This window comes from Chitinimonas lacunae (assembly GCF_042650885.1).
Classification (GTDB): domain Bacteria; phylum Pseudomonadota; class Gammaproteobacteria; order Burkholderiales; family Chitinimonadaceae; genus Chitinimonas_A; species Chitinimonas_A lacunae.
On record NZ_JBHSBU010000001.1, the window covers coordinates 2674456 to 2698801 of the forward strand.

Annotated in this window: 24 protein-coding genes; 11 read left to right on the plus strand and 13 right to left on the minus strand. The window is 63.3% G+C overall.

All coding sequences use genetic code 11. The annotated features are described in order from the left end of the window. Positions 1 to 56 precede the first annotated feature (56 nt). Positions 57 to 257, plus strand: coding sequence for a hypothetical protein (locus ACFOW7_RS11290; RefSeq protein ID WP_378164209.1), 201 nt, complete (start codon positions 57 to 59; stop codon positions 255 to 257). 431 nt (positions 258 to 688) lie between these two features. Here the strand turns inward: ACFOW7_RS11290 and ACFOW7_RS11295 are convergent, their stop codons facing one another. The 3 genes from ACFOW7_RS11295 to ACFOW7_RS11305 all read right to left on the minus strand — a co-directional run bounded on the left by ACFOW7_RS11295 (position 689) and on the right by ACFOW7_RS11305 (position 2812). Further along, a complete protein-coding gene (locus ACFOW7_RS11295) occupies positions 689 to 1501 on the minus strand; it encodes a crotonase/enoyl-CoA hydratase family protein (RefSeq protein ID WP_378164211.1) in 813 nt (270 codons plus the stop codon). 113 nt (positions 1502 to 1614) lie between these two features. Then, entirely contained in the window at positions 1615 to 2115 is a 501-nt protein-coding gene (locus tag ACFOW7_RS11300; protein WP_378164213.1) for a DUF4442 domain-containing protein, read from the minus strand. A gap of 133 nt (positions 2116 to 2248) precedes the next feature. Next, positions 2249 to 2812 (minus strand): TetR/AcrR family transcriptional regulator, encoded by a 564-nt coding sequence (locus ACFOW7_RS11305; RefSeq protein WP_378164215.1) that lies wholly within the window; start codon positions 2810 to 2812, stop codon positions 2249 to 2251. A 245-nt stretch (positions 2813 to 3057) separates the two neighbouring features. Between ACFOW7_RS11305 and ACFOW7_RS11310 the strand changes: the two genes are divergently transcribed. Further along, on the plus strand, positions 3058 to 4266 hold the full coding sequence (locus ACFOW7_RS11310; RefSeq protein ID WP_378164217.1) for an MFS transporter: 1209 nt from the start codon (positions 3058 to 3060) through the stop codon (positions 4264 to 4266). Between the two features lie 119 nt (positions 4267 to 4385). Here the strand turns inward: ACFOW7_RS11310 and ACFOW7_RS11315 are convergent, their stop codons facing one another. Beyond that, a complete protein-coding gene (locus ACFOW7_RS11315; protein ID WP_378164219.1) occupies positions 4386 to 4574 on the minus strand; it encodes a hypothetical protein in 189 nt (62 codons plus the stop codon). A 32-nt stretch (positions 4575 to 4606) separates the two neighbouring features. After that, positions 4607 to 4750: a hypothetical protein gene (locus tag ACFOW7_RS11320; protein WP_378164221.1), complete on the minus strand. Its 144-nt coding sequence runs from the start codon at positions 4748 to 4750 to the stop codon at positions 4607 to 4609. 53 nt (positions 4751 to 4803) lie between these two features. Here ACFOW7_RS11320 and ACFOW7_RS11325 point away from each other — a divergent pair, with 53 nt between their 5' ends. Then, positions 4804 to 5805 carry an alpha/beta hydrolase family esterase gene (locus tag ACFOW7_RS11325; RefSeq protein ID WP_378164223.1) on the plus strand — a complete coding sequence of 334 codons (1002 nt, stop codon included), beginning with the start codon at positions 4804 to 4806 and terminating at the stop codon, positions 5803 to 5805. 191 nt (positions 5806 to 5996) lie between these two features. Here the strand turns inward: ACFOW7_RS11325 and murU are convergent, their stop codons facing one another. The 3 genes from murU to ACFOW7_RS11340 all read right to left on the minus strand — a co-directional run bounded on the left by murU (position 5997) and on the right by ACFOW7_RS11340 (position 8878). After that, a complete protein-coding gene (gene murU / locus ACFOW7_RS11330) occupies positions 5997 to 6704 on the minus strand; it encodes an N-acetylmuramate alpha-1-phosphate uridylyltransferase MurU (RefSeq protein ID WP_378164225.1) in 708 nt (235 codons plus the stop codon). Between the two features lie 37 nt (positions 6705 to 6741). Beyond that, entirely contained in the window at positions 6742 to 7794 is a 1053-nt protein-coding gene (gene ltaE / locus ACFOW7_RS11335) for a low-specificity L-threonine aldolase (protein WP_378164227.1), read from the minus strand. An 85-nt stretch (positions 7795 to 7879) separates the two neighbouring features. Then, positions 7880 to 8878, minus strand: coding sequence for an aminoglycoside phosphotransferase family protein (locus tag ACFOW7_RS11340; RefSeq protein ID WP_378164229.1), 999 nt, complete (start codon positions 8876 to 8878; stop codon positions 7880 to 7882). Positions 8879 to 8945: 67 nt separating this feature from the next. Here ACFOW7_RS11340 and ACFOW7_RS11345 point away from each other — a divergent pair, with 67 nt between their 5' ends. From ACFOW7_RS11345 to ACFOW7_RS11360, 4 genes are all read left to right on the plus strand, one after another. Next, complete coding sequence (locus tag ACFOW7_RS11345; protein ID WP_378164231.1) at positions 8946 to 11195, plus strand: LPS-assembly protein LptD; 2250 nt, start codon at positions 8946 to 8948, stop codon at positions 11193 to 11195. Positions 11196 to 11201: 6 nt separating this feature from the next. After that, the gene (locus ACFOW7_RS11350) at positions 11202 to 12503 is read left to right on the plus strand and encodes a peptidylprolyl isomerase (protein WP_378164233.1); all 1302 of its coding nucleotides are present in this window, start codon (positions 11202 to 11204) and stop codon (positions 12501 to 12503) included. Then, positions 12500 to 13492, plus strand: coding sequence for a 4-hydroxythreonine-4-phosphate dehydrogenase PdxA (gene pdxA, locus ACFOW7_RS11355; protein WP_378164235.1), 993 nt, complete (start codon positions 12500 to 12502; stop codon positions 13490 to 13492). Before ACFOW7_RS11350 ends, pdxA begins: the two co-directional genes overlap by 4 nt. 226 nt (positions 13493 to 13718) lie before the next feature. Continuing rightward, a complete protein-coding gene (locus ACFOW7_RS11360; protein ID WP_378164237.1) occupies positions 13719 to 14264 on the plus strand; it encodes a hypothetical protein in 546 nt (181 codons plus the stop codon). Between the two features lie 2 nt (positions 14265 to 14266). On the opposite strand, the gene ACFOW7_RS11365 is transcribed toward ACFOW7_RS11360, so the two are convergent. Then, on the minus strand, positions 14267 to 15037 hold the full coding sequence (locus tag ACFOW7_RS11365; protein ID WP_378164239.1) for a 16S rRNA (uracil(1498)-N(3))-methyltransferase: 771 nt from the start codon (positions 15035 to 15037) through the stop codon (positions 14267 to 14269). A 17-nt stretch (positions 15038 to 15054) separates the two neighbouring features. Between ACFOW7_RS11365 and ACFOW7_RS11370 the strand changes: the two genes are divergently transcribed. From ACFOW7_RS11370 to ACFOW7_RS11385, 4 genes are all read left to right on the plus strand, one after another. Next, positions 15055 to 15612, plus strand: coding sequence for a thioredoxin family protein (locus ACFOW7_RS11370; RefSeq protein ID WP_378164241.1), 558 nt, complete (start codon positions 15055 to 15057; stop codon positions 15610 to 15612). 216 nt (positions 15613 to 15828) lie between these two features. Continuing rightward, positions 15829 to 16947, plus strand: a complete 1119-nt coding sequence (locus tag ACFOW7_RS11375) for a response regulator (protein WP_378164243.1) — start codon at positions 15829 to 15831, stop codon at positions 16945 to 16947. 490 nt (positions 16948 to 17437) lie between these two features. Beyond that, positions 17438 to 17644, plus strand: a complete 207-nt coding sequence (locus ACFOW7_RS11380) for a hypothetical protein (protein WP_378164245.1) — start codon at positions 17438 to 17440, stop codon at positions 17642 to 17644. Positions 17645 to 17930: 286 nt separating this feature from the next. Then, on the plus strand, positions 17931 to 19670 hold the full coding sequence (locus ACFOW7_RS11385) for a hypothetical protein (RefSeq protein ID WP_378164247.1): 1740 nt from the start codon (positions 17931 to 17933) through the stop codon (positions 19668 to 19670). A gap of 354 nt (positions 19671 to 20024) precedes the next feature. Here the strand turns inward: ACFOW7_RS11385 and lpxC are convergent, their stop codons facing one another. From lpxC to ACFOW7_RS11405, 4 genes are all read right to left on the minus strand, one after another. Further along, on the minus strand, positions 20025 to 20936 hold the full coding sequence (gene lpxC, locus ACFOW7_RS11390; RefSeq protein WP_378168018.1) for a UDP-3-O-acyl-N-acetylglucosamine deacetylase: 912 nt from the start codon (positions 20934 to 20936) through the stop codon (positions 20025 to 20027). 137 nt (positions 20937 to 21073) lie between these two features. Beyond that, entirely contained in the window at positions 21074 to 22243 is a 1170-nt protein-coding gene (ftsZ, locus tag ACFOW7_RS11395; protein WP_378168020.1) for a cell division protein FtsZ, read from the minus strand. Between the two features lie 75 nt (positions 22244 to 22318). After that, a complete protein-coding gene (gene ftsA, locus ACFOW7_RS11400; protein ID WP_378164249.1) occupies positions 22319 to 23557 on the minus strand; it encodes a cell division protein FtsA in 1239 nt (412 codons plus the stop codon). Between the two features lie 47 nt (positions 23558 to 23604). Next, on the minus strand, positions 23605 to 24345 hold the full coding sequence (locus ACFOW7_RS11405) for a cell division protein FtsQ/DivIB (RefSeq protein ID WP_378164251.1): 741 nt from the start codon (positions 24343 to 24345) through the stop codon (positions 23605 to 23607). Between the last annotated feature and the right edge of the window lies 1 nt (position 24346).

The following is a 24346-nucleotide window of genomic DNA, read 5'->3' on the forward strand; positions in this document are numbered from 1 at the left end:
AACCAGGAGGAAACGATGATCATCCACCCCACCCGGCAGGCTTGCAGGTGACGACCATGCCCAGCCTTGCCCAACCCTGCGGTACCCATCTCGACCCGGTCCGCGATCAGGACGCCTGGCTGGTCAAGATGGCCACGGCGGGCGACCGCGATACCCGGCACTATCTGATCGCCCACTACGCCAACAGCACGGCACCGTCCGAGCGCGATCTGGCCAGGAATCTGCTGCGACAGTGGGGGATGGGACAGGACCGCTGAAACACAGCCGCCACCACAGGGCCGCCTCCAGGGCGGCCTTTTGTATGGGGAAACGACGCGTCCTGGCCTCGCCACCGGGTCGGACGATAGGAGCGTCATCTCGACTCGCCTTTTGCCATGGAACGAGGACGAGACGGTTCGGCGTCCGGTCAATTCGGAGTCAGTGTGTCCGGCCCTCAAAGCGCCGGTTCCTAACGCTCAACCAGACTTGCTGCGATGCCGATTTCAGTGGAAATGCACTAAGCGGCGAGCATATCGTGTCCACGCCCCTCCTCGATCCGGACGGCGAGAAGAAGTGGCTTGGCACGCCGTGTCGAGAGAGAACGGGAATCAGGCTACGGGCTGTAGCTGGTCCTGGCGGGAGCCGGACACAGACAGCCCTCTGAAAACCAACAAGGCCGCCCTGGCGGCCTTGTCGTTGGCGCCTCACCTCAGTCGCGGAAGACGGCCCTGTCCTTCATCACCGCCGCCATGGCCGCGGCTTCGAGGTCTTTGGAGATCAACATCCCGGCATTCCAGGCCGCCACATAGCGTAGACCCTCGGCAACCGTATGGTCGCGCGCGTAGTTGAGGTTTTCCTTGAGGCCGCGCACGGTCAGCGGCGACTTGGCGGCGATGGCGTCGGCGATGCCGGTGACGTCCATCATCATGGTGGTCTGGTCGACATAGCAGCGGTTGACCAGCCCCATCCGCTCGGCTTCCTCGCCGTGGACTTCGCGTGCCGTATAGGCCAGTTCACGGCTGCGGCCGTCGCCGATGATCTTGGGCAGCCGTTGCAGCACGCCGACATCGGCGACGATGCCCAGATCGACCTCCTTCAGCTGGAATACCGCCTCGGCGCTGCAATAGCGCATATCGCACGCGGCCACCAGATCAAGGCCACCACCGATGCAGCGACCCTGGATCGCCGCGATCACCGGCTTACGGCAGCGTTCGAGCGCCGTGAGGCTGTCTTGCAGTTCGATGATCAGCAGCCGCAATTTTTCATTCTGGCGGCCGGCGCACTCGTCCTGGATACGGTGCTGCACGCTGACCAGCATCGACAGATCGATGCCGGCGCAGAAATGGTCACCATTGCCAAGCAGCAGGCCGACCCGGGCCGATTCGGTGCGGTCGAGCCATTCAAACACCTGGCGCAGCTCCAGCCACATGTCCTCGTTCATGGCATTGGCCTTGTCGGGACGGTTGAGCGAGATCTGGGCGACGTGGTTTTCGAGGGTGACCTCCAGAGTCTTGTAATGCATGGTGTGCCTCTTGCGCAGCGGATAAGTGAACGAGGCGCGCCCGGCGGCACGACCCATATTATCGAATGTTAATATTTGATCGGCCCGGCCGACCTGAGAACGCGACGACTGGTTTATTTGCGCTGTTTGGGAATCCAGGCCCAGGTCATTTCACAGCGGATGGGTTCGGCGCCCGACTCGTCGGTCACGGTGACCGGCACCAGCACTTCGCCCTTGTCGAGACTGCGCACCTCGGCGATCTGTTCCGGCCGCAGCTGGGCCACCGCCTTGAGGTCGCCCTGGGCGCGGCGCAGGTAGTCCACCTTCATGGTCTTGATCAAGGGTAGCTTGTCATCGGGCAGATTCATCCCGACCGCAAAACCGGTGGCCGTTTCGGCCAGCAGCGCCATGGCGGCGGCGTGCACGCCCTTGATATGGTTCTGTACCGGCCCACGATTACGGATGCTGACCACTACCCGTTCGCTGCTCACTTCCTCGAAATCGATCTTGGCGGTGCCCGCGAACTTGACCTTGCTGCCGAATGCCTTGGAACGGGCCCAGCGCCGCATGAAAGCCGGCAACTGGTCGAATTTGGCGACGACCCGGGTCATGGTGTTATGGAAAGGCTGCTCCATCGGTGATCTCCCAATTGGCCGCAATTGCGGCGCCCGATCGAGATTGATCGGGCAGTTTTTGAGTAATTCGAATCAAAAGGCGCATCGCATATTGCACCTAATTTTCCGAAAATTTTATTTTACTAAGCAGAACTTAACGGGCGCCCAGATCGAGCCGGGCCTGTTTCTTGACTGCATCGAGCCAGTCGGGCTGGAAGCGGGCCAGTTGCAGCGCGCCTTGCAAGGTGGCGAGCAGCATGGCGGCCTTATCCTCGCAGGCGCCGGCAAAGCGGAAGTGGCCGCTTTGCACCCCATCGCGCAGTACCCGGACGCACCAGTCGTACAACTCATCAACAAACTGGCGCGCTTCGCTCTGCATCGCCTCGGGCAAGGTGGCCAGCTCGGCCGACAGCATGCCGGTCGGGCATAGCCGCTCGCTATTGCCGTACAGCTCGCTCAGCACGTCGAAATACCATTCGAGCTTGACCCAGGGGTCCTGGGCCGTGGCATCGAGCTGGGCGACGGAACGCTGAAAACGGCGTCGGTAACGCGCCACCAGGGCCACCCCCAGGTCAGCCTTGCTCGGATAGTGATAATGGATCGCCGCGTTTTTCATCCCCAGCGCGCCGGAGATGTGCTGGTAGCTGAAACCGTTGAAACCGCGCTCGAGCATCAAGGCTTCGGCGAGGTCGAGGATTTGCTTGGCGGTATCGGACATGGCGTTTCCTGGGACGGAAATGTAATCGAGCAAGTGCTTGCTATGCAATCGGCACAGCATCCGCCGCAATGCGGAAGACAGGTGCTCATGATAGCCCATGCCTCGTCCCGCCAAGCCCCGCGCATCAGCCCCCCTCACTGCCTCCGCGCCTTCGGCCCCGCTCACCGGCCAGGCCAGCGTCCTGCCTCGGCCGCCGGCTTGAATATATTGCAGCGCAGCGAAGCCGCAAGGCTAGAATCGCAGCCATGACGCCGTCTCCGCTTCGCATTCTGCTGCCGTTTTCGCTCGGCTATTTCTTTTCCTACTGTCTGCGCACCATCAACGGTGCCATCGCGCCGCGTCTTGCCGCGGAACTGGGCCTCGATGCGGCCACCCTGGGGCTGATGACCTCGGCCTATTTCCTGGCCTTTGCCTCGGCCCAGTTGCCGATCGGTCTGGCCATCGACCGTTTCGGCCCGCGCCGGGTCAATGTGACCCTGCTGGCGATCGCCGTCAGCGGCTGCCTGCTGTTTGCACTGGCGCGCGATGCCGGGCTGCTGATCGTGGCGCGCTCGCTGATCGGCTTTGGGGTGTCGGGCTGTCTGATGACGGCAATCAAGGCCAATGCACAGTGGTTCCCGCTGGCCCGGCTGCCGGCGCTCAGCGGTTGGGTATCGTTCGCCGGCCTGTTCGGTGCGGTGGTGTCGACCCTGCCGGTCGCCTGGATCGTCGAGCGCGGCGGCATCGAAACGGTCTTTCTGCTGGCAGCGGGCGTGGGCCTCACCGCCGCGCTGGTGCAGTGGACCCTGGTGCCCGACCATCCGACCCAGCAGGTCGGCAAGTCGCTGCGCCAGGATCTGGCCGGGATGGTCGAAGTCTTTACCGCGCGGCGCTTCTGGAGTCTTGCCGCCGTGGCCGCCGTGGCGCTCGGCTCGCATATGGCGATGCAGGGGCTGTGGGTGGGCCAGTGGCTGCGCCAGGTGCGCCATCTCGACGAAACCCAGGCCGGTGCCACGCTGATGATGATGATGCTGGGCGGCCTGACCGGCGCCCTGCTGTGGGGTCAGCTGGCGAGCCGACTGGCTCGGCGTGGCATTCCGACACTGTGGGTCTATGCCGGCGCCAGTGCGCTCCATCTGGTCACGCTCGGGCTGATGGCCGCTGATGCGGCAGTCTCGACCACGGCGCTGATCGTGGTATATGGCCTGAGCGGCATCGTCGGCAATCTGACCTATGCCGTGATCACCAGCCGTTTCCCGGTCGAACTGGCCGGGCGGGCCAATACCTCGGTCAATCTGCTGATCTTCGTGGTGGCCTTTATCACCCAGGCTGGCTATGGCTATGCGCTCGCAGCGCTGACGCAGCAGGGGCTGACGATCGCGCAGGCTTACGGCGTGGTGCTGGGAGGAACGGGCGTGGTGGTGGCTGTGCTGCTGTTGTGGGCACTGCTCGACCGCAGCGCGCGTCAGCCCTGAGTGTTGACGCACCATCCTTGTCAGGCGGAGATGCCGCCTGGCGGTGTCCGAGCCACGGAGCCCGGACCGCCCCAGAAGCGACAACGCCGCCTCGAAAGGCGGCGTCGGAAGGGGAAGGATCAGGAGTCTGCGGCGGTGGCCTTGCGGACGATGCGCGGGTAGCTGAGCCAGATGACCTGGCGGCCGTCGCGGCGAGCTTCGCGCTCGACCTGGGCCACCCGTTGCTCGTCGATTTCGGACACATAGCCCGTACTGGCACAACCCGCCAGCAAGGCGCCGGCCAGACAGGAAACGAGGACGCTGCGCATGGGGTCTTCCTTTCTCGCGGTACTGCCACCTCTCAGCGTAGCCAGCCCCGGTCACGACGGCGGTTGCTTGTAGCAATGGCCAGGTCGCCGGCGATTGTTTCAAGCTGTGTCTGGCTGACGCAAAGATGAATTTCCTGCAAAAGATATTGCATTTCGTCAGCGACGAAATGAAACACCGCTCCATCGTGCCAAGCTGCCGCCTGACGTCCACCCCCGCCAGGAGTCCGCCATGTCCCGTTCCCTTGTTCGTACCGTCATCGTCTCCACCGTCTGGCTCGGTGCCCAGGCCGCAGAACTCGCCGCGCCCGCTTCACTGAGCCTTCCCCGTCCTGCCCGTCTGCCGGAACTGGGGCCGGGCGATCATGAAATCTCGCTGGTCCACCAGAACGTCACCCATCGATTCCAGGTCCACGTCCCGCGCCGGGTCGGCCAGACCTCGCCCGCACCCTTGCTGTTGTCGTTCCACGGCGGAGGCGGCACCGCTGCCGCCGGGGAGGCCGTGACCCAGTTGATTCCGTTTTCCGACAGCAAGGGTTTCGTGCTGGTGGAGCCCGAAGGCTACGACATCGCCAACACCGGCGTGCGCACCTGGAATGCCGGCGCCTGCTGCGGCCCGGCCGTCACCCGGCAGATCGACCATGTCGGGGCGACCGCCGCCTTTCTCGATCTGATCCAGCGCAAACTGATGATCGACCCCAAACGGATCTACGCCACCGGCCACTCCAACGGCGGCATGCTGGCCTACCGTCTGGCCTGCGAACTGTCCGACCGAATCGCCGCCATCGCCCCCAACGCCGCCTTTTTGATGAACCAGGACCTGGCGCAGAACCCGCCGCGCACCCTGTTCGCCTGCCAGCCGAAACGGCCGGTGCCGGTCTTCCATATGCACGGCCTGTCGGATGCCTGTGCACCGTTCAACGGCGGGGTCGGCCACACCGACCCGTCGATCCGCCCGCCGGTCAGCTACGGCATCAATCTGTTCCGCCAGCTCAACCGCACCAGCCCCGCTTCGACCATCAGCTATCAGCGTGGCGCCACCACCTGCGAGACCTGGACAGGTCTGACCGGCGCCGATGTCACCCTCTGCACCAGCGCCGAAGCGGGCCATGTCTGGCCCGGCAGCGATCTGTACCGATGGGAGACCCGCCAGAACTGCGGCGGCAACAAGACCGAGGATCTCGATGCCAACTCGGCCCTGTGGTCCTTTATGCTGGCCCATCCACTGCCTTGACCCGGCGTCCGGCCCGGCCAATCCGCCTGATCCGAAGGGACTGTCGCCTGGTTCGCTTGGTGGCGATGGGCGTCGAGGTGGACAGAATGGAGAGCGAGAAATGGAAATGGCTCGGAAATCATCTCCGAGCCATTTATTTAATTTCTTCCATATATCCGCCACATTACTTGCAGATAATTTTCAGAAAATATTTATTTGCGACTTTTCTCCGCCTTGGCCTCATGGCGCGCCCATTCAAGTCGCCCCACGGTTCCCACATCGACCCAGCGACCGCCGAAATGCTCCCCGCTCAAGCGGCCTGCGGCCATGGCGGCCAGGAAATGCGGCAGCAGCGGTCCGGGCCGGTCGCCCGGGATGTCGGCAAAGAACTGCGGCGAATAGACCGCGATGCCGCTGAAAGTCAGCGGCACCAATCCTTCGCCATGCGGCGTCACCCGCCCCGAGGGCAGCAGGGCCAGATCGGCGCCGGTCGGGTAGGAAGGCTTGTCAACCAGCACCAGATGGCCGAGCCGGTCCGGATCGGTCGCCATCGCACCAGCGATGTCGTGGGCCTTGGCAAAGTCGTAGTCGGTCCAGATATCGCCATTGACCACCAGAAACGGCTGCCCGCCCAGCAAAGGCAGCGCACGGGCAATGCCGCCCGCCGTTTCAAGACCGGTGCCTTCGCGCGAATAGGTGATTTCCACCCCCCAGGTCCGCCCGTCACCGAGCCGGGCCTCGATTTTCTGGCCAAGCCAGGCGTGGTTGATCACCACCTCACGAAAACCGGCCGCGGCCAGTCGGCGCAGATGGCAGGCGATCAGCGGTTCACCGCCGACTTCCAGCAGGGGCTTGGGCGTATGGTCGGTCAGCGGCCGCATCCGTTCACCGCGACCAGCGGCGAGAAGCATGACTTTCATGGGGTTTCCGTGGCTTGGGTGGACAAGGAGGATCGACTCAACGCTTGGCGGGATCGAAGAAGGCTTCCACCAGACGCAAGGTAGCGGCAATCGCCGCGGCATCGACATCGAGATGCGTCACCCAGCGCTGCTGGGCCACCCCGCTGATCAACACCCCCTGTTGACGCAGATAAACGGCGAAATCGGCAGCGATGGCCGGATCGACCGACACGAACAGCATATTGGTCTGCACCGGAGCGACCGTGAGCGCCGCAAAGCGGCTCAGCCCTTCGGCGAGCAGCCGGGCATTGACGTGGTCCTCGCCGATACGCGGCAGATGATGACGCAGCGCATGACGGCCGGCTTCGGCCAGCAGACCGGCCTGACGCATCCCGCCACCCAGCATCTTGCGCCAGCGGCGGGCCTGGCTCAGGAAATCCTTGCGGCCGACCAGTACCGAACCGACCGGCGCACCCAGGCCCTTGGACAGGCACAGCGACACACTGTCGAAGCCGCGCGCCACTTCGGCCGGTGCGACGCCCAGCGCAGCGGCGGCATTCCACAGCCGTGCCCCGTCCAGATGGGTCGCCAGACCATGGCGACGGGCCAAGGCCAGCGCGTCGGCCACATAGGCTGGCGGCAGCACCTTGCCGCCGATGGTGTTTTCCAGCGCCAGCAGCCGGGTACGGGCGAAATGGGGGTCGTCAGGCTTGATCGCCGCTTCGAGCTGATCGAGCGGCAGGCTGCCGTCGGCAGCGTGTTCCAGCGGCTGCGGCTGGATGCTGCCCAGCACCGCCGCCCCGCCGCCTTCCCAGCGGTAGCAATGCGCCAGCTGGCCGACCAGGTATTCGTCGCCGCGCTGACAATGGGTCATCAGCGCCACCAGATTGGATTGGGTCCCCGACGGCAGAAACAGCCCGGCCTCGAAACCGGTCAGCTCGGCAGTTTCGGCTTCGAGTGCCTGGACGGTGTAGTCGTCGCCCCATACATCGTCGCCCACTTCGGCCGCCGCCATGGCCGCCAGCATCGCAGGCGTGGGACGGGTGACGGTATCGCTGCGGAAATCGTAGAGCACGCGCTGCGGCGTGGCGGAGGCGGTCGGATAGCTCATCGCGGATCGTTTCCCGTTCAGGTTCGCTACGGACGCGGCGGCCGCCGCGTCGACATGCGGGTCGGACCCTGGCGGTCCGGCCCGCTCAAAAGGTATAGCCAACCGCCGGGCTAAAGCCGGTCAGCCTGTTGATCAGTTTGTAGAGCGGGTGCAGCTCCACATAACGGGCGCAGGTTTCACGCAGATAGTCGAGCGCCACCGGCATATCGTCGAGATAGCGGGTCTTGCCGTCGCGATGGGCCAGTCGGGCAAAGGTGCCCAGGGTACGCAGATGGCGGTAGACCCCGGTCCATTCGAAATCACGGTAGAACTCGCCGAAATCGTCGCTGAGCGCGACCCCGGCCCGGCGGGCGGCTTCCCAGTAGCGGATTGCCAGATCGAGCCGGAATTCCTCGGGCCGCACCGTATAGACATCCTTGAGCAATGAGGCCAGATCGTAGATGGCGGGGCCGTAGCGGGCGTCCTGAAAATCGATCACGCCGGGCTGCTCGCCGGTCAGCAGATTGCGGCTGTGGTAGTCGAAATGCACCAGCACCGGTGGCTGGGCCGCCAGACGCGACAGCAGCACCGCCCGGCAACGCTGCCATGCGGCCAGATCGGCTTCAGCGAGCGTCTGGCCCAGATGGCGGCCGATAAACCATTCGGGAAAGCGGTCAAGGTCGACGCCCAGGGCGGTGGCGTCATAGCGCGGCAACTGCTCGGCACCCGCCGCGGTCTGTAGGGCGACCAGGCTGTCGAGGGCGGCGCGGTAGAGTCTGGCCGCTTCGGTCTCGTCGGCGGCAGCAAGGGCGGTCTGGTAGTCGGTGTCGCCCAGATCGGACAGCAGCAGAAAGCCAGCTTCGAGATTGCGGGCCAGGATCTGCGGCACGCGCACGGCCGGGGCCAGCAGTGCCGCCACCTGAATGAATGGGCGGCAATCGGTGTGCTCGGGCGGGGCATCCATCACGATGCGCGTGCTGCCGTCGTCGAGCCGCAGGCGGAAGTAACGGCGCTGGCTGGCATCGCCGATCGGGTCGGACAGGGTGTGGCGCGCCCCGCCCAGCGTTTCGCTGAGCCAGGCTTGCATCGTGGCGTAACGGTCCATCGCGTGCGTTGTCATTGGCGTTAAAGTGTGCGATTTTAGCGCGCTTCCAGTCTGCACGGCCCGACCAATGCCGCGATTCCGCCCGCTTCCCCTGTTCCTTGCCCTGAGCGCCGCCTTTGCCTCTGCCCACGCTGCCGAAGAAGGCCCGACCCATGTCGAAGCCGATGAAATGTTCGGTAAAAGCGATGATTACGTCGAAGCCAGCGGCCGTGCCGTGGTTACCCGCACAGGCGAAAAACTCGAAGCCGACTGGATCAAGCTGTTCAAGAAAACCGATGAACTGCGCGCCGGCGACAAGACCCGGCTGACCCGCGACAAGGACGTGCTCGAAGGCGGGGCGCTCCATCTGTTCCGCACCCGCCGCGAAGGCTCGCTCGAAAGCCCGGTCTATCAGCTGGGCTCGCGCCAGGGCCGTGGCGATGCGGTGCGTCTGTTGTTCCAGGGACCGGAGCGTTACGCGCTGCAACAGGCCCGCTTCACCACCTGCCAGCCGGGCCAGGACGATTGGTTCATCACCGCGCGTGAACTCCAGCTCGACTACAACCGCAATGTCGGGGTCGCCCGCCACAGCACCATCGAATTCAAGGGCGTGCCGTTTCTCTATCTGCCCTATCTCGATTTCTCGCTCGATGGGGCGCGCAAATCGGGCTTTCTGGCGCCGAGCTATAACAGCACCAACTCGCGCGGCTTTGAAATCGCCCTGCCCTATTACTGGAATATCGCGCCCAATATGGACGCCACCTTCTCGCCGCGTCTGATGAGCAAGCGCGGCGTGCTGCTCGACAACGAATTCCGCTATCTCAATACCACTTACGCCGGCCAGCTCGACTTTGGCCTCATCGGCCGCGACCGCAAGGCCAATGCCCCGCGGCTGGCGTTCGACCCGCAGGATCCCCAGCGCGACGAGCGGCTGCGGATCAACGACCGCCGCTTTGCCTACCGCTGGGTGCACAGCCAGCAGTTGATGCCACAGCTGTTCTTCAACGCCGATCTACAGAAAGCCTCGGACAATTACTATTTCAGCGACTTCGGCGACCGGCTGGCCGTTGCCTCGACCCGCCATCTGCCACGACTGGGCAGCCTGACCTATCTGGGGCCGTGGTACAACGTGCAGTTGCGCGGCGAGCAATATCAGACGCTGCAAGAACCCGATCCGAACCGGCGTATCGACGAGCCCTACGCCCGGTTGCCGCAACTGTCGTTCAACGCCACCCCGCCGATGCTGGGACCGGTCCAGGCCCAGCTCAACAGCGAACTGACCCGCTTTGACCATACCAGCAAGGTGCAGGGCGAGCGGCTGTTGGCCTATCCATCGCTGTCGCTGCCCCTGACGGCGCCCTACGGCTTCTTTATCCCGAAGGTCGGCATCCACCATACCCAGTATCGGATCGATGCCAACCAACAAGGCTGGGACCGGCGCACCACCCGCACCATGCCGATCACCAGCCTCGATACCGGCCTGTTCTTCGACCGCGATTTCAGCTGGAAGGACACGGCTCTCGTACAGTCGCTCGAACCGCGGCTCTACTACGTCCATATTCCCTACCGCGATCAGCGGCGGATTCCGCTGTTCGACTCGGCCCAGACCGACTTCAATACCGCCCAGATGTTCAGCGAGAACCAGTTCACCGGTTCTGACCGGATCAACGATGCCAACCAGCTCACCGTGGCGCTGACTTCGCGGATATTCGAAGCCGACAGCGGAATCGAGCGGCTGCGGGTGGCCGTGGGGCGACGCTACTATTTCGATCCGCGCCGGGTCTGGCTCAATAACGACCCCAATGCCTCGGAAAAGGATGTCGACTTCAAGGCGTCCGATATCATCGCCACCGTGGGTGGTCAGCCGCTGCACGACTGGTGGCTCGATGCCGGCTGGCAGTACGACCGGAACACCTCGCGCTCGCAGAAGGTCGGTTTCAACATCCGTTACCAGCCGGGCGACAACAAGCTGTTCAATGTGCGCTATCAACTGAACCGCCTGATTCCCGACACCAATGTGCGGGTCAACCGGCCCGATCGTAACTATCTGGAGCAGATCGATTTATCCGGTCAGTGGCCGCTGGGCGGCAACTGGTACGGGGTAGCCCGCTACAACCATTCGATTACCGCCGGACGGACATTGGAGACGCTGGGCGGCCTTGAATACAATGGCGGTTGTTGGGTGTTCCGGCTCGTCGGCCAGCGTTTCGTGACGTCGAGCAATACCTATCAGCGCAAGTGGTTCCTCCAGCTTGAGCTGAACGATATCGGACGCCTCGGTTCCAATCCGCTGCAAGTGCTCAAAGAGCGCATTCCCGGCTACACCAAGCTCAATTAAGGTCTTATGTTCGCGTCCAAACGTCTTGTCGCCGCCCTGCTGGCGGCCGCCTTCGCCGCCCCGCTGTCTGCCGAACCGGTTACGCTCGACCGCGTGGTGGCCGTCGTCAACAAATCGGTCATTACCGAGCGCGAACTGGCCGAGCGCATCGACAATGTCGTGCATAACCTCAAGCAGCAGAAAGTCGCCGCCCCGCCGCAGGATGTGCTGCGCACCCAGGTGCTCGAGCGGATGGTGACCGAACGGGTGCTGCTCGATTTCGCACTCGAAACCGGTCTGCGGATCGACGAGCAGCAGCTCGACCGCACGGTCGAGCGCATCGCCGAGCAGAACCGGCTGACCGTACCGCAGTTCCGCGCCGCGCTTGAGAAAGACGGCGGCAACTTCGCCCGTTTCCGCGACGAGATCCGCACCGAACTGGTGGTCAACCGACTGCGCGAGCGCGAGATCGATAGCCGGGTCTTCGTCAGCGACGCCGAAGTCGATATGTTCCTCAAGGAACAGAAAACCGAAGGCGGCGACACGGTCGAACTCGAATACAAGCTGTCGCATATCGCCATCCAATTGCCCGAAGGCGCCAGCCCCGAGCAGATCAGTGCCAAGCAGCGCCGCGCCGAGGCGGCCGCCAAGGCACTCGCGGCGGGCAAGCCGTTTGCCGAAGTGGCAGCCACCTTCTCCGAAGCGCCCGACAGCCTGTCGGGCGGCGCGCTGGGTTGGCGACCGGCCGGCCGGCTGCCTGGCCTGTTCCTCCAGGCACTCGACCAGTTGATGCCGGGTCAGAGCACCCCGATTCTGCGCAGTCCGGCCGGTTTCCATATTCTCAAGCTCGAAGACAAGAAGAGCCGCGACGCCCGCGAAATCATCGAGCAGGCGCGCACCCGCCATATTCTGGTCAAGGTCAATGAGCTGACTTCCGACAGCGACGCCCTGGCGCGCATCGAGCAGATCCGCGAGCGCCTGCAAAAAGGCGCCAAGTTCGAGGACCAGGCCAAGGCCTATTCCGAGGACGGCACCGCCCAGCGTGGCGGCGACCTCGGCTGGCTCGCCCCGGGCGATCCGATCGACCCCGACTTTATGAAGGTGGTCGAGTCGGTACCGCTCAAGCAATTGTCCGAACCGGTCCGCACCCAATTCGGCTGGCACCTGATCGAAGTCCAGGAACGCCGCACCCAGGACGTCACCGACGAGCGCCGCCGTGCCCGTACCATGAACGAGCTGCGCAACCGTAAAGCCGACGAACAGTACGAAGACTGGATCAAACAGATGCGTGACCGGGCCTACGTCGATCTGCGGCTGGTCGAGAAGTGAGCCGATTGCGGCCGATTGCCCTCAGCAGCGGCGAGCCGGCCGGTATCGGGCCGGAGCTATGCGCCCTGCTCGACCCGACCCGCTTCGGCGCCCCGCTGCTACTGCTGGGCGACCGCGATCTGCTGCAACAGCGCGCCGCCGCCTGCGGCGCCGCGCCGCGCTTGATCGACTACACCCCGGGTCTGGTCTGGCCCGCCGACCAGTTGGCCGTGCTGCACTGTCCGCTGGCGGCCCCCAGCCATCCCGGCCGGCTTGACCACGCCAACGCCGGCTATGTGCTGGGCCTGCTCGACCGTGCCATCGACGGCTGCCTGAGCGGTGAATTCTCGGCGCTGGTGACCGCTCCGCTCCATAAGGGCGTGATCGTCGAAGCAGGCCACCCTGACTTCACCGGTCACACCGAATATCTGGCCGCCCGCACCCATACCGAACAGGTAGTGATGATGCTGGTGGGCGGCGGCATGCGGGTCGCGCTCGCCACCACCCATCTGCCGCTGCGCGAGGTGGCCGATGCCATTACGCCGGCCTCGCTGAGCCGCACCTTACGCATCCTCGACGCCGACCTGCGCCAGAAATTCGGCCTGGCGCGGCCGCGTATCCTGGTGGCCGGTCTCAATCCACATGCCGGTGAAGGCGGTCATCTGGGACGCGAGGAAATCGACATCATCGAACCCACCCTCGCCGCCTTGCGTGCAGAAGGGCTGGAACTGATCGGCCCCTTACCGGCCGATACGCTGTTCAACCCGGCCCAGCTCGCCCGAGGCGACGCGGTACTCGCCATGTACCACGATCAGGGTCTGCCGGTGCTCAAGCACGCGAGCTTCGGTCAGGGCGTCAATCTGACGCTGGGTCTGCCCATGATCCGCACCTCGGTCGACCATGGCACGGCGCTCGATCTGGCGGGCAGCGGGAAAGCCGATCCGGGTAGCCTGCATAAGGCGGTCGAGCTGGCAATAGAATTGGCCCTGAGCCATCAGAAAAACGCATAGCTAAAATTTTATACATCAAATCAGTATCTAGCCATAAGCTAAAAAGCTATGCATTTATTGCATAGCTTTTTAAGTTTTGTCCTCCAATGCGACCTGACCGGCGGCGTCTTGCCCGTTGCCCGCTCCGAAGCCTCCAATAGCCTGTCAAGGTAGCCTTTTTATAAGGCGGTGCCCCTCGTAATGCGACGGGAGGCCAGCCGATCCGTCCCTTTTCATTTCACTCATCATGAAGAAAACTCTATTTATTTCCCTGACTGGCCTGTTGCTATCCGGTTGTGCAGGTACTTATATCGACAAAAATACCGTTCCCAATTGGACAGACGAGTCGGTTATCGTATTCGGCGCCCCAGCGAACTACCACTTCCTTATGAGCTCCGGCAGTCTGGAAGACGGCCAATTTATTCGAAACTGGGTAGTGGCGAAAAATACCGTCGCCGCCTTCAGCCAGAACGGATTCACCCTCAACAAGATCAAGGCGCCGGACACGTTGGCCCTGACTGTCGCCTCAGCCTGGAGTGGGCGAGGCCAGGAAATATTCACCCCTTGCGGGTCACAGAAAGCTCCAGCTTTCCATGTTCCAGCTGGCAAGGTTCTGTATTTCACCCATTTCGATTTCAGGATTTCAGGTAAGAGGCTGGTTACGGATTATTCCCAGCACTTCGAGCAGGCCAAAGCCTATGTCGAGTCGGCTTATCCGCACCTGAAAGGCCGGCTGGAGCAAGGCCAGTTTGAACTGGTCCCGATCAACCGGGCTTGTGAATACAACCAGTAGGCTCAGAAGTCGCCGTACTTCGCCTGCAACAACGCGGCAATCACCGGAGCAACCGTCTCGGTGCGGAAGATGCGCGGACCCAGCAGTAAGGGCATAAAGCCGGCCGTGCGGGCGTCGGCTTCTTCCTGCGCCGAGAAGCCGCCTTCCGGGCCGATCAGCACGATGGCGGAAGCGGCCTGTTGCGGCAGGGCGTCGAGTCGGCGGCCTTCGATCGGGGACAGCAGCAATTTCAGGTCGGCAGCAGGGGCTTTGGCCAGATAGTCGGCAAAACGCAGCGGGGCCACGATTTCCGGCAGTCGGGTGCGACCGCACTGCTCGGCGGCGGCGCGGGCCACGCCTTGCCAATGGACCAGTCGCTTCTCGAGCCGCTCGGCACCCAATTTGACGGCGCAGTAGGCTGACTGCACGACCTGGATGCGGCTGACCCCCAATTCGGTGGCTTTCTGCACCGTGTAGTCCATCCGCTCGGCCGCCGACAGCGCCTGGACCAGGGTCAGCGCAAGCGGTGACTCGCGGCTGGCCGGATCGGGCTCGCCCACTTCCACCGTCACATGGCGTTTGCCCATCTTGACCACCACTGCCGCGTATTCACCACCGTGGCCATTGAACAGGGTCAGTGGCTCGCCCGGTTGCAGCCGCAGCACCTGGACATGGCGGGCTGCCTCTTCAGGCAGATCGAAGCGAGTGGCGGAAACAAGCGGCAGATCGACGAAAAAGCGCGGCATGATGGCGAAGTAAGCAAGAAAGTGCGCAATAATAGCGCCGGACCACATTCTTAGCCCTATTCCTCATGGTCAGCCTCACCACACCGCTTTGCGACTTCGGTCGTCCCGCCGCCGATTTCCTGCTGCCCGGCACCGACGGCCGCCAATACAGCCTGGCCGACGTGCGCGGTCCGAGCGGGCTGCTGGTGATGTTTATCTGTAACCACTGCCCCTATGTCAAAGCGATCCGCGACCGGCTGGTAGCCACCTGCCGCGAACTGGAGACCTACGGCATCAAAAGCGTGGCCATCAGTTCCAACGATCCGTCCCACTATCCCGAGGACGATTTCGAGCATATGAAAGCCTATGCCAAGGCGTATGGCTTCAGCTTTCCCTATCTGTTCGACGAAAGCCAGCAGGTCGCCCGCGCCTACGGCGCCGTCTGCACCCCCGACTTCTTCGGCTTCAATGCCGACCTCAGGCTGCAATACCGTGGCCGGCTCGATGCCTCGGGCCGCCAGCCCGCGCCGGCCGATGCCCGCCGTGAGCTGTTCGAAGCGATGAAACAGATCGCCATGCTCGGCACCGGCCCGCAGGAACAGCTCCCCAGTATCGGTTGTTCGATCAAATGGCGTGATCGCTAAGGCCGGGGAAAAAATGGATTATGGAATAATTATTTATTCCATTTCGTCTGTTTCCGGCTCTACATCCAGCAAACGTTTTTCCTAATTTTTTCTTATTGTTTCATAAGCCGACAACAGTGTTTCCGCCTGAGCTGGCGTGGCCTGGAATCTGGACTATGGTGAAGGCGTATGTCACGGCCTTGCCCGGCCGTCTGTCCACCTTGGCGAGAAGATGAGATGGAGCGCTCCAAGCTGTTGGTCGTCGATGACGACGCTATCGTATTGCGAAAACTGTCTGCCCTACTGGCGCCTCATTACGAGGTGACCATGGCCTCGGATGCTGAAACGGCTCAGCAACGCATCGAAGAAAACTGTCCCGATCTGCTGCTGCTCGATATCGAGATGCCCGGCAGCAGCGGCTACGATCTATGTCGCCAGTTGAAGCGCGACAAACCCACCATTCCCGTGGTGTTCATTTCCTCCCATGACACGCTCGACCACCGGCTCGAGGCCTACGATGCCGGCGGCCAGGATTTCGTGCTCAAGACCATCGATGCCGCCGAGCTGATTGCCAAGGTCGGCGCCGTGCTCGAAGTCGACCGGCGCCGCAAGGAGCTGGCCCACGCCAAGCAAAGCGCCGAGACCACGGCGCTCAGCATCATGACCAGCCTGGGTGAGGTCGGAGTAGCGATGGAGGCGCTGCGGCGCTGCTGTCAGGCCAATACGGCCAAGGAACTGGCCGAGATCGCCATCCATACCTCAACCGAATGGGGGCTGGATGCCAATGTGCAGATTCGCGGCAGCGGCGTGCCGCTGTCGTGGGGCCGCAGCGGTCCGGCCTCGCCGCTCGAAGTGTCGATCATCGAGAAGTCGATGCTGGCCGGCAGGATGTTCCAGTTCCGCGACCGCCTGGCCATCAACTATCAGTGGGCTTCGCTGCTGGTGAAGAATATGCCGATCCAGGACGAAGACCGCGCCGGCCGGATGCGCGATCATCTGGCCATCGTGGTCGAAGGGGTCAACGCCCGCGCCGAGACGCTCGACGCCCAGGACCGCACGCGGCAGCGCGGGGCCGCCATTATCAAGGCGGCGCAGAAGGTCGAGCAGGCCATCAGCCAGTTCGAGGAAAGCTATCGCCGCCAACGCGGTGCCACCAATGAGCGGCTGTTCAGCCTGATCAACAAGATCGAGTCGGAATTCGTGTTTCTCGGCCTCACCGAAGGCCAGGAGCGGGTGATCACCGATACGGTGCGTCTGGCAGTCGAAGACACCATCGCCATGTTCGACCGGGGCCTCAATGTCGAAGCCTCGCTCCATAGCATTCTCGAAGAACTGCGCAGCGTCTCGCGCATGTAAAGCCCACCCGGTCACTCGACCGGGGGCGCACGATTGCCGTACAGCATGGAGCCCCGGTCAGGTGGCTCCGGCCCATCCGTCCTGAACCGCCCTTTCCCCAGGTACTTTTACCGGTCCCATCGGCCATTTGTACCAAGGTGTCGGCGCGCCAATATTCCGATAATTCCCCGGCTCAAACAGTGGGATTGGCCACGCCAGCCCGGCCTATCCATTCCCAAAGCAGTTTTCTGGGAGGAGTCATGCGTCTCAGCGTACTCGTCAGCACCTTGCTGGGGTTTTCGCGCTATTGCCCGCTGAGCCGCGTCGTTTCCCATGCCCGGCAGCCGCTGGTGCTGGTGACGGACGGCGCAGCCTGCCCGGGGTTTGACCCAAGCGTCCGTGCCAGTGCCTATCTGGCGCTCAATAACGGCGCGGGGTCTATGGAGCGTTGCACCAGATCGCCTACCAGCCGGCCAGCCGCTCATCGGCCTGGACGTCGGCTCTATCCGCCATGGCCACGCTGCTGCCGACGCTCGACGAGACCTGGCAGGTCGATGCCCAGGGTCTCTTCACCCTGATCTGGGTGGCATCGCCCATCGTCTCCGGCTCGGCGAGCAAGCCCTGCCTGTTCCGGCCGAGCATTACGGCCAATCCTGGTGGTATGACGGCCAGCACCTCTATCTGGCGCTGGCGCCGGGCAAACAGGCCGTCACGGTGATGGTCGAGTAGACAAGCCGTCCCGCCAGGACAGCACAGACAGCCGCCTTCCTGGCACTGGCCGCAGCGCTTTTGCCTGACAGCTTGCTGCCCATAGAAAATATTAAAAATAAAGGACCATTATTATCAAGACAAGCAAACATATAGATTAAAAATAGTTAGTAATAGGACAAAACAAATCGTATCGTTGCCACCTGGCGCCTGCTTGAGGTGCCACGGCCAGGCAGTCAGCAGCGGAACGCTGTCTGGCGCTGGCCTGGTGAGGCCTATTCGTGAAGGAGTATTCGATGTCCGACAAGGCGCTGGCGCGACTGCGCCCGCTGGCACTGGCTTGGGCGCTGAGCGGCACCGGGGTGCTGGCGGCCGATCCGGTCGATTTCGCTGCGCTGGAAGTCGATCAGACCCGCCAGATCGCCCGCTATACCCTGCAACTGCCCAGCGACAGGATTCATCTGCTGATCCGCCCCTCCGACCGGCCCGCCCCGCTTTCGCGGGCCGAGATGACCCGGTCTCAGGGTGCACTGGCGCGCGGCGAATGCGTCATCAGCGATCAGCGCTCCGGCAGCCTTGAGGTCTGGCTGGCGCCGACCCGGTGCGAGCTGTACCGGTCCCATCAAGCCTGGACCGTCTATGCCATGGTCGAAGACGAGGACGGCAAGACCGGCCCGATCCGTGCAGCCGCCTTCCCGCCCCAGCTCGACGATGGCCGGCCACTCAAGATCGAAGCGTTTGCCCTGCTGACCAGCCGCTATTCGCCGCTGCCCGAGGTCAGGCTCCAGCTCAACCGCCTGCCGGGCAAGGTCAATCTGCTGCTGCGCCGCGCCGACCGGCCGGCTCCACAGCAAGGCGAGGCGTTGCGCAGAAGGGAGTTTGCGGAGGACTGCGTCCTCCAGCGCGACTTGCCGCGCCATGGCGACGGGACCGTCCCCCTCGACCCGGCTGCCGCCAGCGATAAATCGCCCAGCCAGCCAGGCCCCTGCCCCGATTTCGACCCGCAGCAGGACTGGCGCCTCTATGCCGCAATCGACGATACGACAGGTCGGGCCGATCCGACCCTCCACAGCGCCGTCCTCGAACGCCCAAGGCAACCAGCGCGTCTGCTGCAAGCCCCGCAGCAGATCAGCTTCGGCGCGCTTGACCAGTACCAGGTCTCCCTGATGGTGGATCAGCCATTCCTGGCCTACCCGCTGGCCCCCAAGCCCGGCACGACCGCCCCGAGCTTCGAACAGATCGTCGGCTCGGCCCAGGTGCTGCGCCACGTCGGCGAACCACGGCTGCGCAGCGATGGCCGCACCGAGTATGCCGTCACCCTGAATATCACCCCGAGCGCGGGTAGCAAGCCCAGCCACCTGTATATCGCCGTGACGGACGTGACAGGCCGCAAGCTCGCCAACGCGCCCTCCGTGCTGACGCTGCCGCTCAAGGCCGCGCCGCTTGACCCGACCGACCGCCGCGCACCGCAACTGACCCGACTGGAAAACCTGGGTCAGACCGTTCAGGTCACGGCCGACGAACCGGTCGAGCTGTACGGCTTGCTGCTTAAACAAGGGCAGCGGGCACCACGCCGACCGGCGCAACTGAGCGGGCATTTCCCCTGCGCCACCTACCAATTGGCGCTCGATGCCGGTCGGCCGGCCACGCTGGCCGTCAACCGGCCGGAGCTGGCCGATTGCCGTCTGGAGGAGAAATCGGAATATGTGTTCTATCTGATGGCGCGCGATGGCATGGGCAATCTCAGCGAGCTGCGGCGGCTTCCCTATCAAGCGGACCGGCGCTCGGCCACCTGGCACGCCGCCTTCCGCGCCTTGAACCGGATACTGCCTTCACTGGGCGCCAGCGATTGGACAGTCAACGAGCAGGGCCAAGTAAAGCTGCGACTTGGCGACAAGGACTATCTACTGACCCTGGGCGAGCAAGCCGCCCCTATTCCGGCCCGCTTCGATTCGCTCGACTGGTGGCTCGATGACAACAAGCTGTTTCTGCGTCTGCCTGAGCGCGATCAGGCAGTCACGGTGAATGTTCAGTAGCCACGCCGGCCGAGTAGGCCGGGCAAGCCCGCTGGCTCAACGCGCAAGACTTCTCTCTGTGGCTGCCTGGAGCCGAGCAGGCAGTGAAGGTCAGCATCACGACGCCAGCCCAATAAAAAAGCCGCCCCGCCAGGGCGGCCCTGTATTGAAACCAGAAAAATACAATAAACAGGAAAACTGTCCGCAAGATACAGAACTGGAAATAGTCAAAAATGAATATTTCCAGCCAGAATCGTCAGCGATCCTATCGAGATATCCAAGACCACCCGCCCTACGATGCGGTAGGCGGCATCGCGACGGACGCGCCGGCTTGGTGGAGAGATCAGCGTTGCTGAAGACCGACGAGGATCGGTATCAGATCGCACTCCACTGCAACCGGTGGAAAGCCGGCGGCGCGAGGTCGGGGTCGTCGAAGCTGACGAATTCGTAGGCTTCGGAGTCGGCCAGCAGCGCCCGCAGCAGCCGGTTATTCATCGCATGACCCGATTTGAAGCCTTCGAACGAAGCGATCAGCGGATAGCCGAGGATATACAGATCGCCGATCGCATCGAGCACCTTGTGGCGCACGAACTCGTCTTCGTAGCGCAGGCCATCGTGGTTGAGCACCTTGTACTCGTCCAGCACGATGGCGTTTTCCATGCTGCCGCCCTGGCCGAGGTTATTGGTGCGCATATATTCGACCTCGTGCATAAAGCCGAAGGTGCGGGCGCGCGCCACTTCCTTGATATACGAGGTGTGAGCGAAATCGAGTTCGACCGACTGGGCTGACTTCTTGAATGCAGGGTGGTTGAATTCAATCGTCAGCCGGACCTTGTAGCCCTCGTGCGGCGTCAACCGCACCCATTTGTCGCCATCCTCGACCGTCACCGTCTTCCTGACCCGGACAAAGCGCTTCAGGGCCTTCTGCTCGACCACGCCCGCCTGCTGGACCAGATAGATGAACGGCGCGGCACTGCCATCCATGATGGGCATTTCGCTCGCCGTGACATCGACCACCACATTGTCGATGCCAAGTCCGGCAAAGGCCGACATCAGATGCTCGATCGTCGCCACCCGCACGCCGTCCTTGACCAGCGTGGAAGAGAGCCGGGTGTCGTTGACCAGATCCGGACCAACCTTAAGCGCAACGCCCTCGCCAAGATCGACGCGGCGGAACACGATGCCGCTGTCGACCGGGGCGGGCGACAGGGTCAGCTCGACCTTTTCTCCCGAGTGCAGTCCGACGCCGATGGCCCGGATCGTATTGGCCAGGGTGCGTTGCAGAATCATGAACGGCCTTGTCGAGAAAAAGAAAGCGGCTATTTTGCCATGCCACACACCGCCACCTGATTGAACCTGGCGATCGGCGCGATAGAGAGCGGGCGGGAGCCGACGCTCCCGCCTTCGCCCGCATGGCCTGTTCCTCAGTCGGCCTGCTTGCGCAGGAAGGCCGGGATATCCATATCGCCACTGCCCAGACCCGGCCGGGCGTTGTCGCTGGCCGGACCCGGCATACCGCCACGACGACCGCGCCACACTGCCGGCGAATCGTACTGGTCGTAGTCGGTCGCCCCGACGTCGTCGGTGCCGGTGCGCGTCACCACGCGCAGATTGGGTTGCACCTGCTTGCCTTCGCGACCGCCCAGGCCCGTGGCCACCAACGTCACGCGCAGCTTGTCGCCCATGGTTTCGTCGATCACCGTACCGAAGATGATCTTGGCGTCGTCGGAAGCGTAGGACTTCACCGTGTCCATCACTTCATGGACTTCCTTCATCTTGAGGCTGAAGTCGGCGGTGATATTGACCAGGATGCCACGCGCGCCGTTGAGGCTGACGTCTTCGAGCAGCGGGCTGGCCACGGCAGCTTCGGCCGCCAGCCGGGCGCGGTCGGAACCTTCGGCCAGGGCCGAGCCCATCATGGCCATGCCCATTTCGGTCATCACGGCCTTCACGTCGGCAAAGTCGACGTTCACCAGACCGGGGCAGTTGATGATTTCGGCGATGCCGGCCACGGCGCCGCGCAGCACGTCGTCGGCGGCCTTGAAGGCGTCCTTGAACGAGATGTCCTCGCCCAGCACCTGCATCAGTTTGTCATTGGGGATGATGATCAGCGAATCGACGTACTTGGACAGCTCGTCGATACCGGCCTGAGCGGCCTTTTGCCGCTTGCCCTCGAAGCTGAACGGCCGGGTGACGACCCCAACGGTCAGGATGCCGCGTTCCCGGGCGATCTGGGCCACGATGGGCGCAGCGCCGGTGCCCGTGCCACCGCCCATGCCGGCGGTGATAAACAGCATATCGGCGCCTTCGATCAGCTCCGAGATACGTTCCCGGTCTTCCTCGGCGGCGGCGCGGCCGATTTCCGGATTGGCACCGGCACCCAGACCCTTGGTCAGGTTGGAGCCGAGCTGCACCAGGTTCTCTGCCCGATTGCGCTTGAGCGCCTGGGCATCGGTATTGGCGCAGATGAATTCGACGCCATGGACATTGCACTCGATCATGTGGTCTACCGCGTTGCCACCGCAGCCTCCCACGCCGATCACCTTGATCTTGGCGACCGGCACAATGTCTTGCGCCACCTCTACGAACGAAATAGGCATGTTGCTCTCCTCGTGTGCCTAAAGACTGAAACGGACCCTCGAACGGCGCGGACCACCCTCCGCACCTTCTCAGAAATTGCCTTGCAACCAGGTTTTCATACGTTCGATCAGACTACCCAGACTGCCGCCCTGGAGACGGGCAAGCTGGTTGCGCTGCATCTGCTGCTTGCCTAAAAGCAACAGTCCGACCGCAGTCGAATAGCGCGGATTCTTGATGACTTCGGCCAGGCCACCCACATACTGCGGCACGCCCAGGCGGACCGGCATATGGAATACCTCCTCGCCAAGCTCCACCATGCCTTGCATCTGGGCCGAGCCGCCGGTGACGACGATGCCCGAGCTGAGTCGTTCCTCAAAGCCCGAGCGACGCAACTCGGCCTGTACCAGCGTATACAACTCTTCGACCCGTGGCTCGATGACTTCAGCAAGCGTCTGACGACTCATCTGGCGCGGACCGCGTTCGCCCACGCCCGGCACCTCGATCATCTGCGACGGATCGGCCAGTTGCCGCAATGCAACACCATGGGCGCGCTTGATATCCTCAGCCTCCTTGGTCGGGGTACGCAGCGCCATCGCAATATCGTTGGTGATCTGGTCGCCCGCGATCGGAATCACCGCCGTGTGGCGGATCGCCCCTTCGCAGAACACCGCAATATCGGTGGTACCGCCACCGATATCGATCAGACAGACCCCGAGTTCCTTCTCGTCCTCGGACAGCACCGAATAGGCCGAGGCCAGCGGTTGCAGGATCAGATCGCTCATCTCCAGCCCGCAGCGGCGCACGCACTTGGTGATGTTCTGCGCCGCGCTGATGGCGCCGGTGACGATATGGACCTTCACTTCGAGCCGCACCCCGCTCATCCCGAGCGGCTCCTTCACATCTTCCTGGCCATCGATGATGAATTCCTGAGTCAGGATATGCAGGGTCTGGTGCTCGGTCGGAATATTGACCGCCCGGGCGGTTTCGATCACCCGGTCCACATCGGCCTGGGTGACTTCCTTGTCCTTGATCGCCACCATGCCATGCGAGTTGAAGCTGCGGATATGGCTGCCGGCAATGCCGGTCAGGACTTCGCGGATCTTGCAGTCGGCCATCAGCTCGGCTTCTTCGAGGGCACGCTGGATCGCGCCCACGGTCGACTCGATATTGATGACCACGCCTTTTTTCAGCCCTTTGGAGGGGGCTTCGCCCAAGCCGACGATTTCAAGCCGGCCGTCGGGCAAAATCTCGGCCACCAGCGCGACAATCTTCGCCGTACCGATATCGAGGCCGACCAGCAGGTTCTTGCTTTCCTTCGGTTTGCTCACCGTGACTCTCCAAAACTTCCGTGTCTCGTTGGCGCTGTCCACAGCGCTCAGGCCGCGCCCTGATTATCGGGCGGCGGCGGTTTGGGCGGCACGAAACCCGGCAGCCGCACCGCAAACCCGTTCGGGTAGCGCAGATCGACGTATTCCACCGGGCGCTGAATCAGCGCCAGCGTGCGCGGATAGGCGTCAACAAACTTGCGCAGACGGGTTTCGGTCTCATCGCGGCCGATCTCGACCACCAGTTCGCGGTCCAGCTCGACCCGCCAGGCCCGCCGCGCCGACAGCCAGACGTGGCTCGGCTGTTTGCCGATGGGCTTCAACAGATCGCGGAAACGCACATAGCCGCGTGCCAGTTCCCCTTCACTGCCATCGGGCCCTTCGAGCACCGGCAGCGGGTCGTTGCTGGCGGCATCGAAGCGCTCGCCCAGCGTATTGACCAGTCCGACCGATCCCCAGCGCGCCAGCGCCACATGTTCTTCGACCGTCACATCGAGCCGGTCGGGCCAGCGCCTGCGCAGATTGACCTTGCGCACCCACGGCAGCTTCTCGAACGCCTGCCGGGTCTTGTTCAGATCGAGCGTGAAAAAGGTGCCTTTTAGCTCGTTCTTGACGATGTATTGCAACTGCTCGCGCGTCACGTGCTCCAGGCTGCCTTCGACCTTGATCTGGCGTACCGGGAATAGCGGCGAATGGATCACCACCAGCAACGCGGCATACAGAAACAGCAGCACGGCCAATCCGGTCAGCAGATTGGCCAGCCACATCAGGAGCTGCGGGCGGTCCCACACG

Excerpts from the sequence above, each read along its gene's own strand:
- ACFOW7_RS11305 (WP_378164215.1), bottom strand. The coding sequence starts at position 2,812 with ATGTCCGATACCGCCAAGCAAATCCTCGACCTCGCCGAAGCCTTGATG.
- ACFOW7_RS11345 (WP_378164231.1), top strand. The coding sequence starts at position 8,946 with ATGCCGCGATTCCGCCCGCTTCCCCTGTTCCTTGCCCTGAGCGCCGCC.
- ltaE (WP_378164227.1), bottom strand. The coding sequence starts at position 7,794 with ATGAGCTATCCGACCGCCTCCGCCACGCCGCAGCGCGTGCTCTACGAT.
- ACFOW7_RS11380 (WP_378164245.1), top strand. The coding sequence starts at position 17,438 with ATGGCCACGCTGCTGCCGACGCTCGACGAGACCTGGCAGGTCGATGCC.
- ACFOW7_RS11360 (WP_378164237.1), top strand. The coding sequence starts at position 13,719 with ATGAAGAAAACTCTATTTATTTCCCTGACTGGCCTGTTGCTATCCGGT.
- ACFOW7_RS11375 (WP_378164243.1), top strand. The coding sequence starts at position 15,829 with ATGGAGCGCTCCAAGCTGTTGGTCGTCGATGACGACGCTATCGTATTG.
- murU (WP_378164225.1), bottom strand. The coding sequence starts at position 6,704 with ATGAAAGTCATGCTTCTCGCCGCTGGTCGCGGTGAACGGATGCGGCCG.
- ACFOW7_RS11340 (WP_378164229.1), bottom strand. The coding sequence starts at position 8,878 with ATGGACCGTTACGCCACGATGCAAGCCTGGCTCAGCGAAACGCTGGGC.
- ACFOW7_RS11350 (WP_378164233.1), top strand. The coding sequence starts at position 11,202 with ATGTTCGCGTCCAAACGTCTTGTCGCCGCCCTGCTGGCGGCCGCCTTC.
- ACFOW7_RS11300 (WP_378164213.1), bottom strand. The coding sequence starts at position 2,115 with ATGGAGCAGCCTTTCCATAACACCATGACCCGGGTCGTCGCCAAATTC.
- ACFOW7_RS11370 (WP_378164241.1), top strand. The coding sequence starts at position 15,055 with ATGGTCAGCCTCACCACACCGCTTTGCGACTTCGGTCGTCCCGCCGCC.
- ACFOW7_RS11365 (WP_378164239.1), bottom strand. The coding sequence starts at position 15,037 with ATGTGGTCCGGCGCTATTATTGCGCACTTTCTTGCTTACTTCGCCATC.
- ACFOW7_RS11310 (WP_378164217.1), top strand. The coding sequence starts at position 3,058 with ATGACGCCGTCTCCGCTTCGCATTCTGCTGCCGTTTTCGCTCGGCTAT.
- ACFOW7_RS11290 (WP_378164209.1), top strand. The coding sequence starts at position 57 with ATGCCCAGCCTTGCCCAACCCTGCGGTACCCATCTCGACCCGGTCCGC.
- ACFOW7_RS11325 (WP_378164223.1), top strand. The coding sequence starts at position 4,804 with ATGTCCCGTTCCCTTGTTCGTACCGTCATCGTCTCCACCGTCTGGCTC.
- ACFOW7_RS11385 (WP_378164247.1), top strand. The coding sequence starts at position 17,931 with ATGTCCGACAAGGCGCTGGCGCGACTGCGCCCGCTGGCACTGGCTTGG.
- ACFOW7_RS11315 (WP_378164219.1), bottom strand. The coding sequence starts at position 4,574 with ATGCGCAGCGTCCTCGTTTCCTGTCTGGCCGGCGCCTTGCTGGCGGGT.
- ACFOW7_RS11295 (WP_378164211.1), bottom strand. The coding sequence starts at position 1,501 with ATGCATTACAAGACTCTGGAGGTCACCCTCGAAAACCACGTCGCCCAG.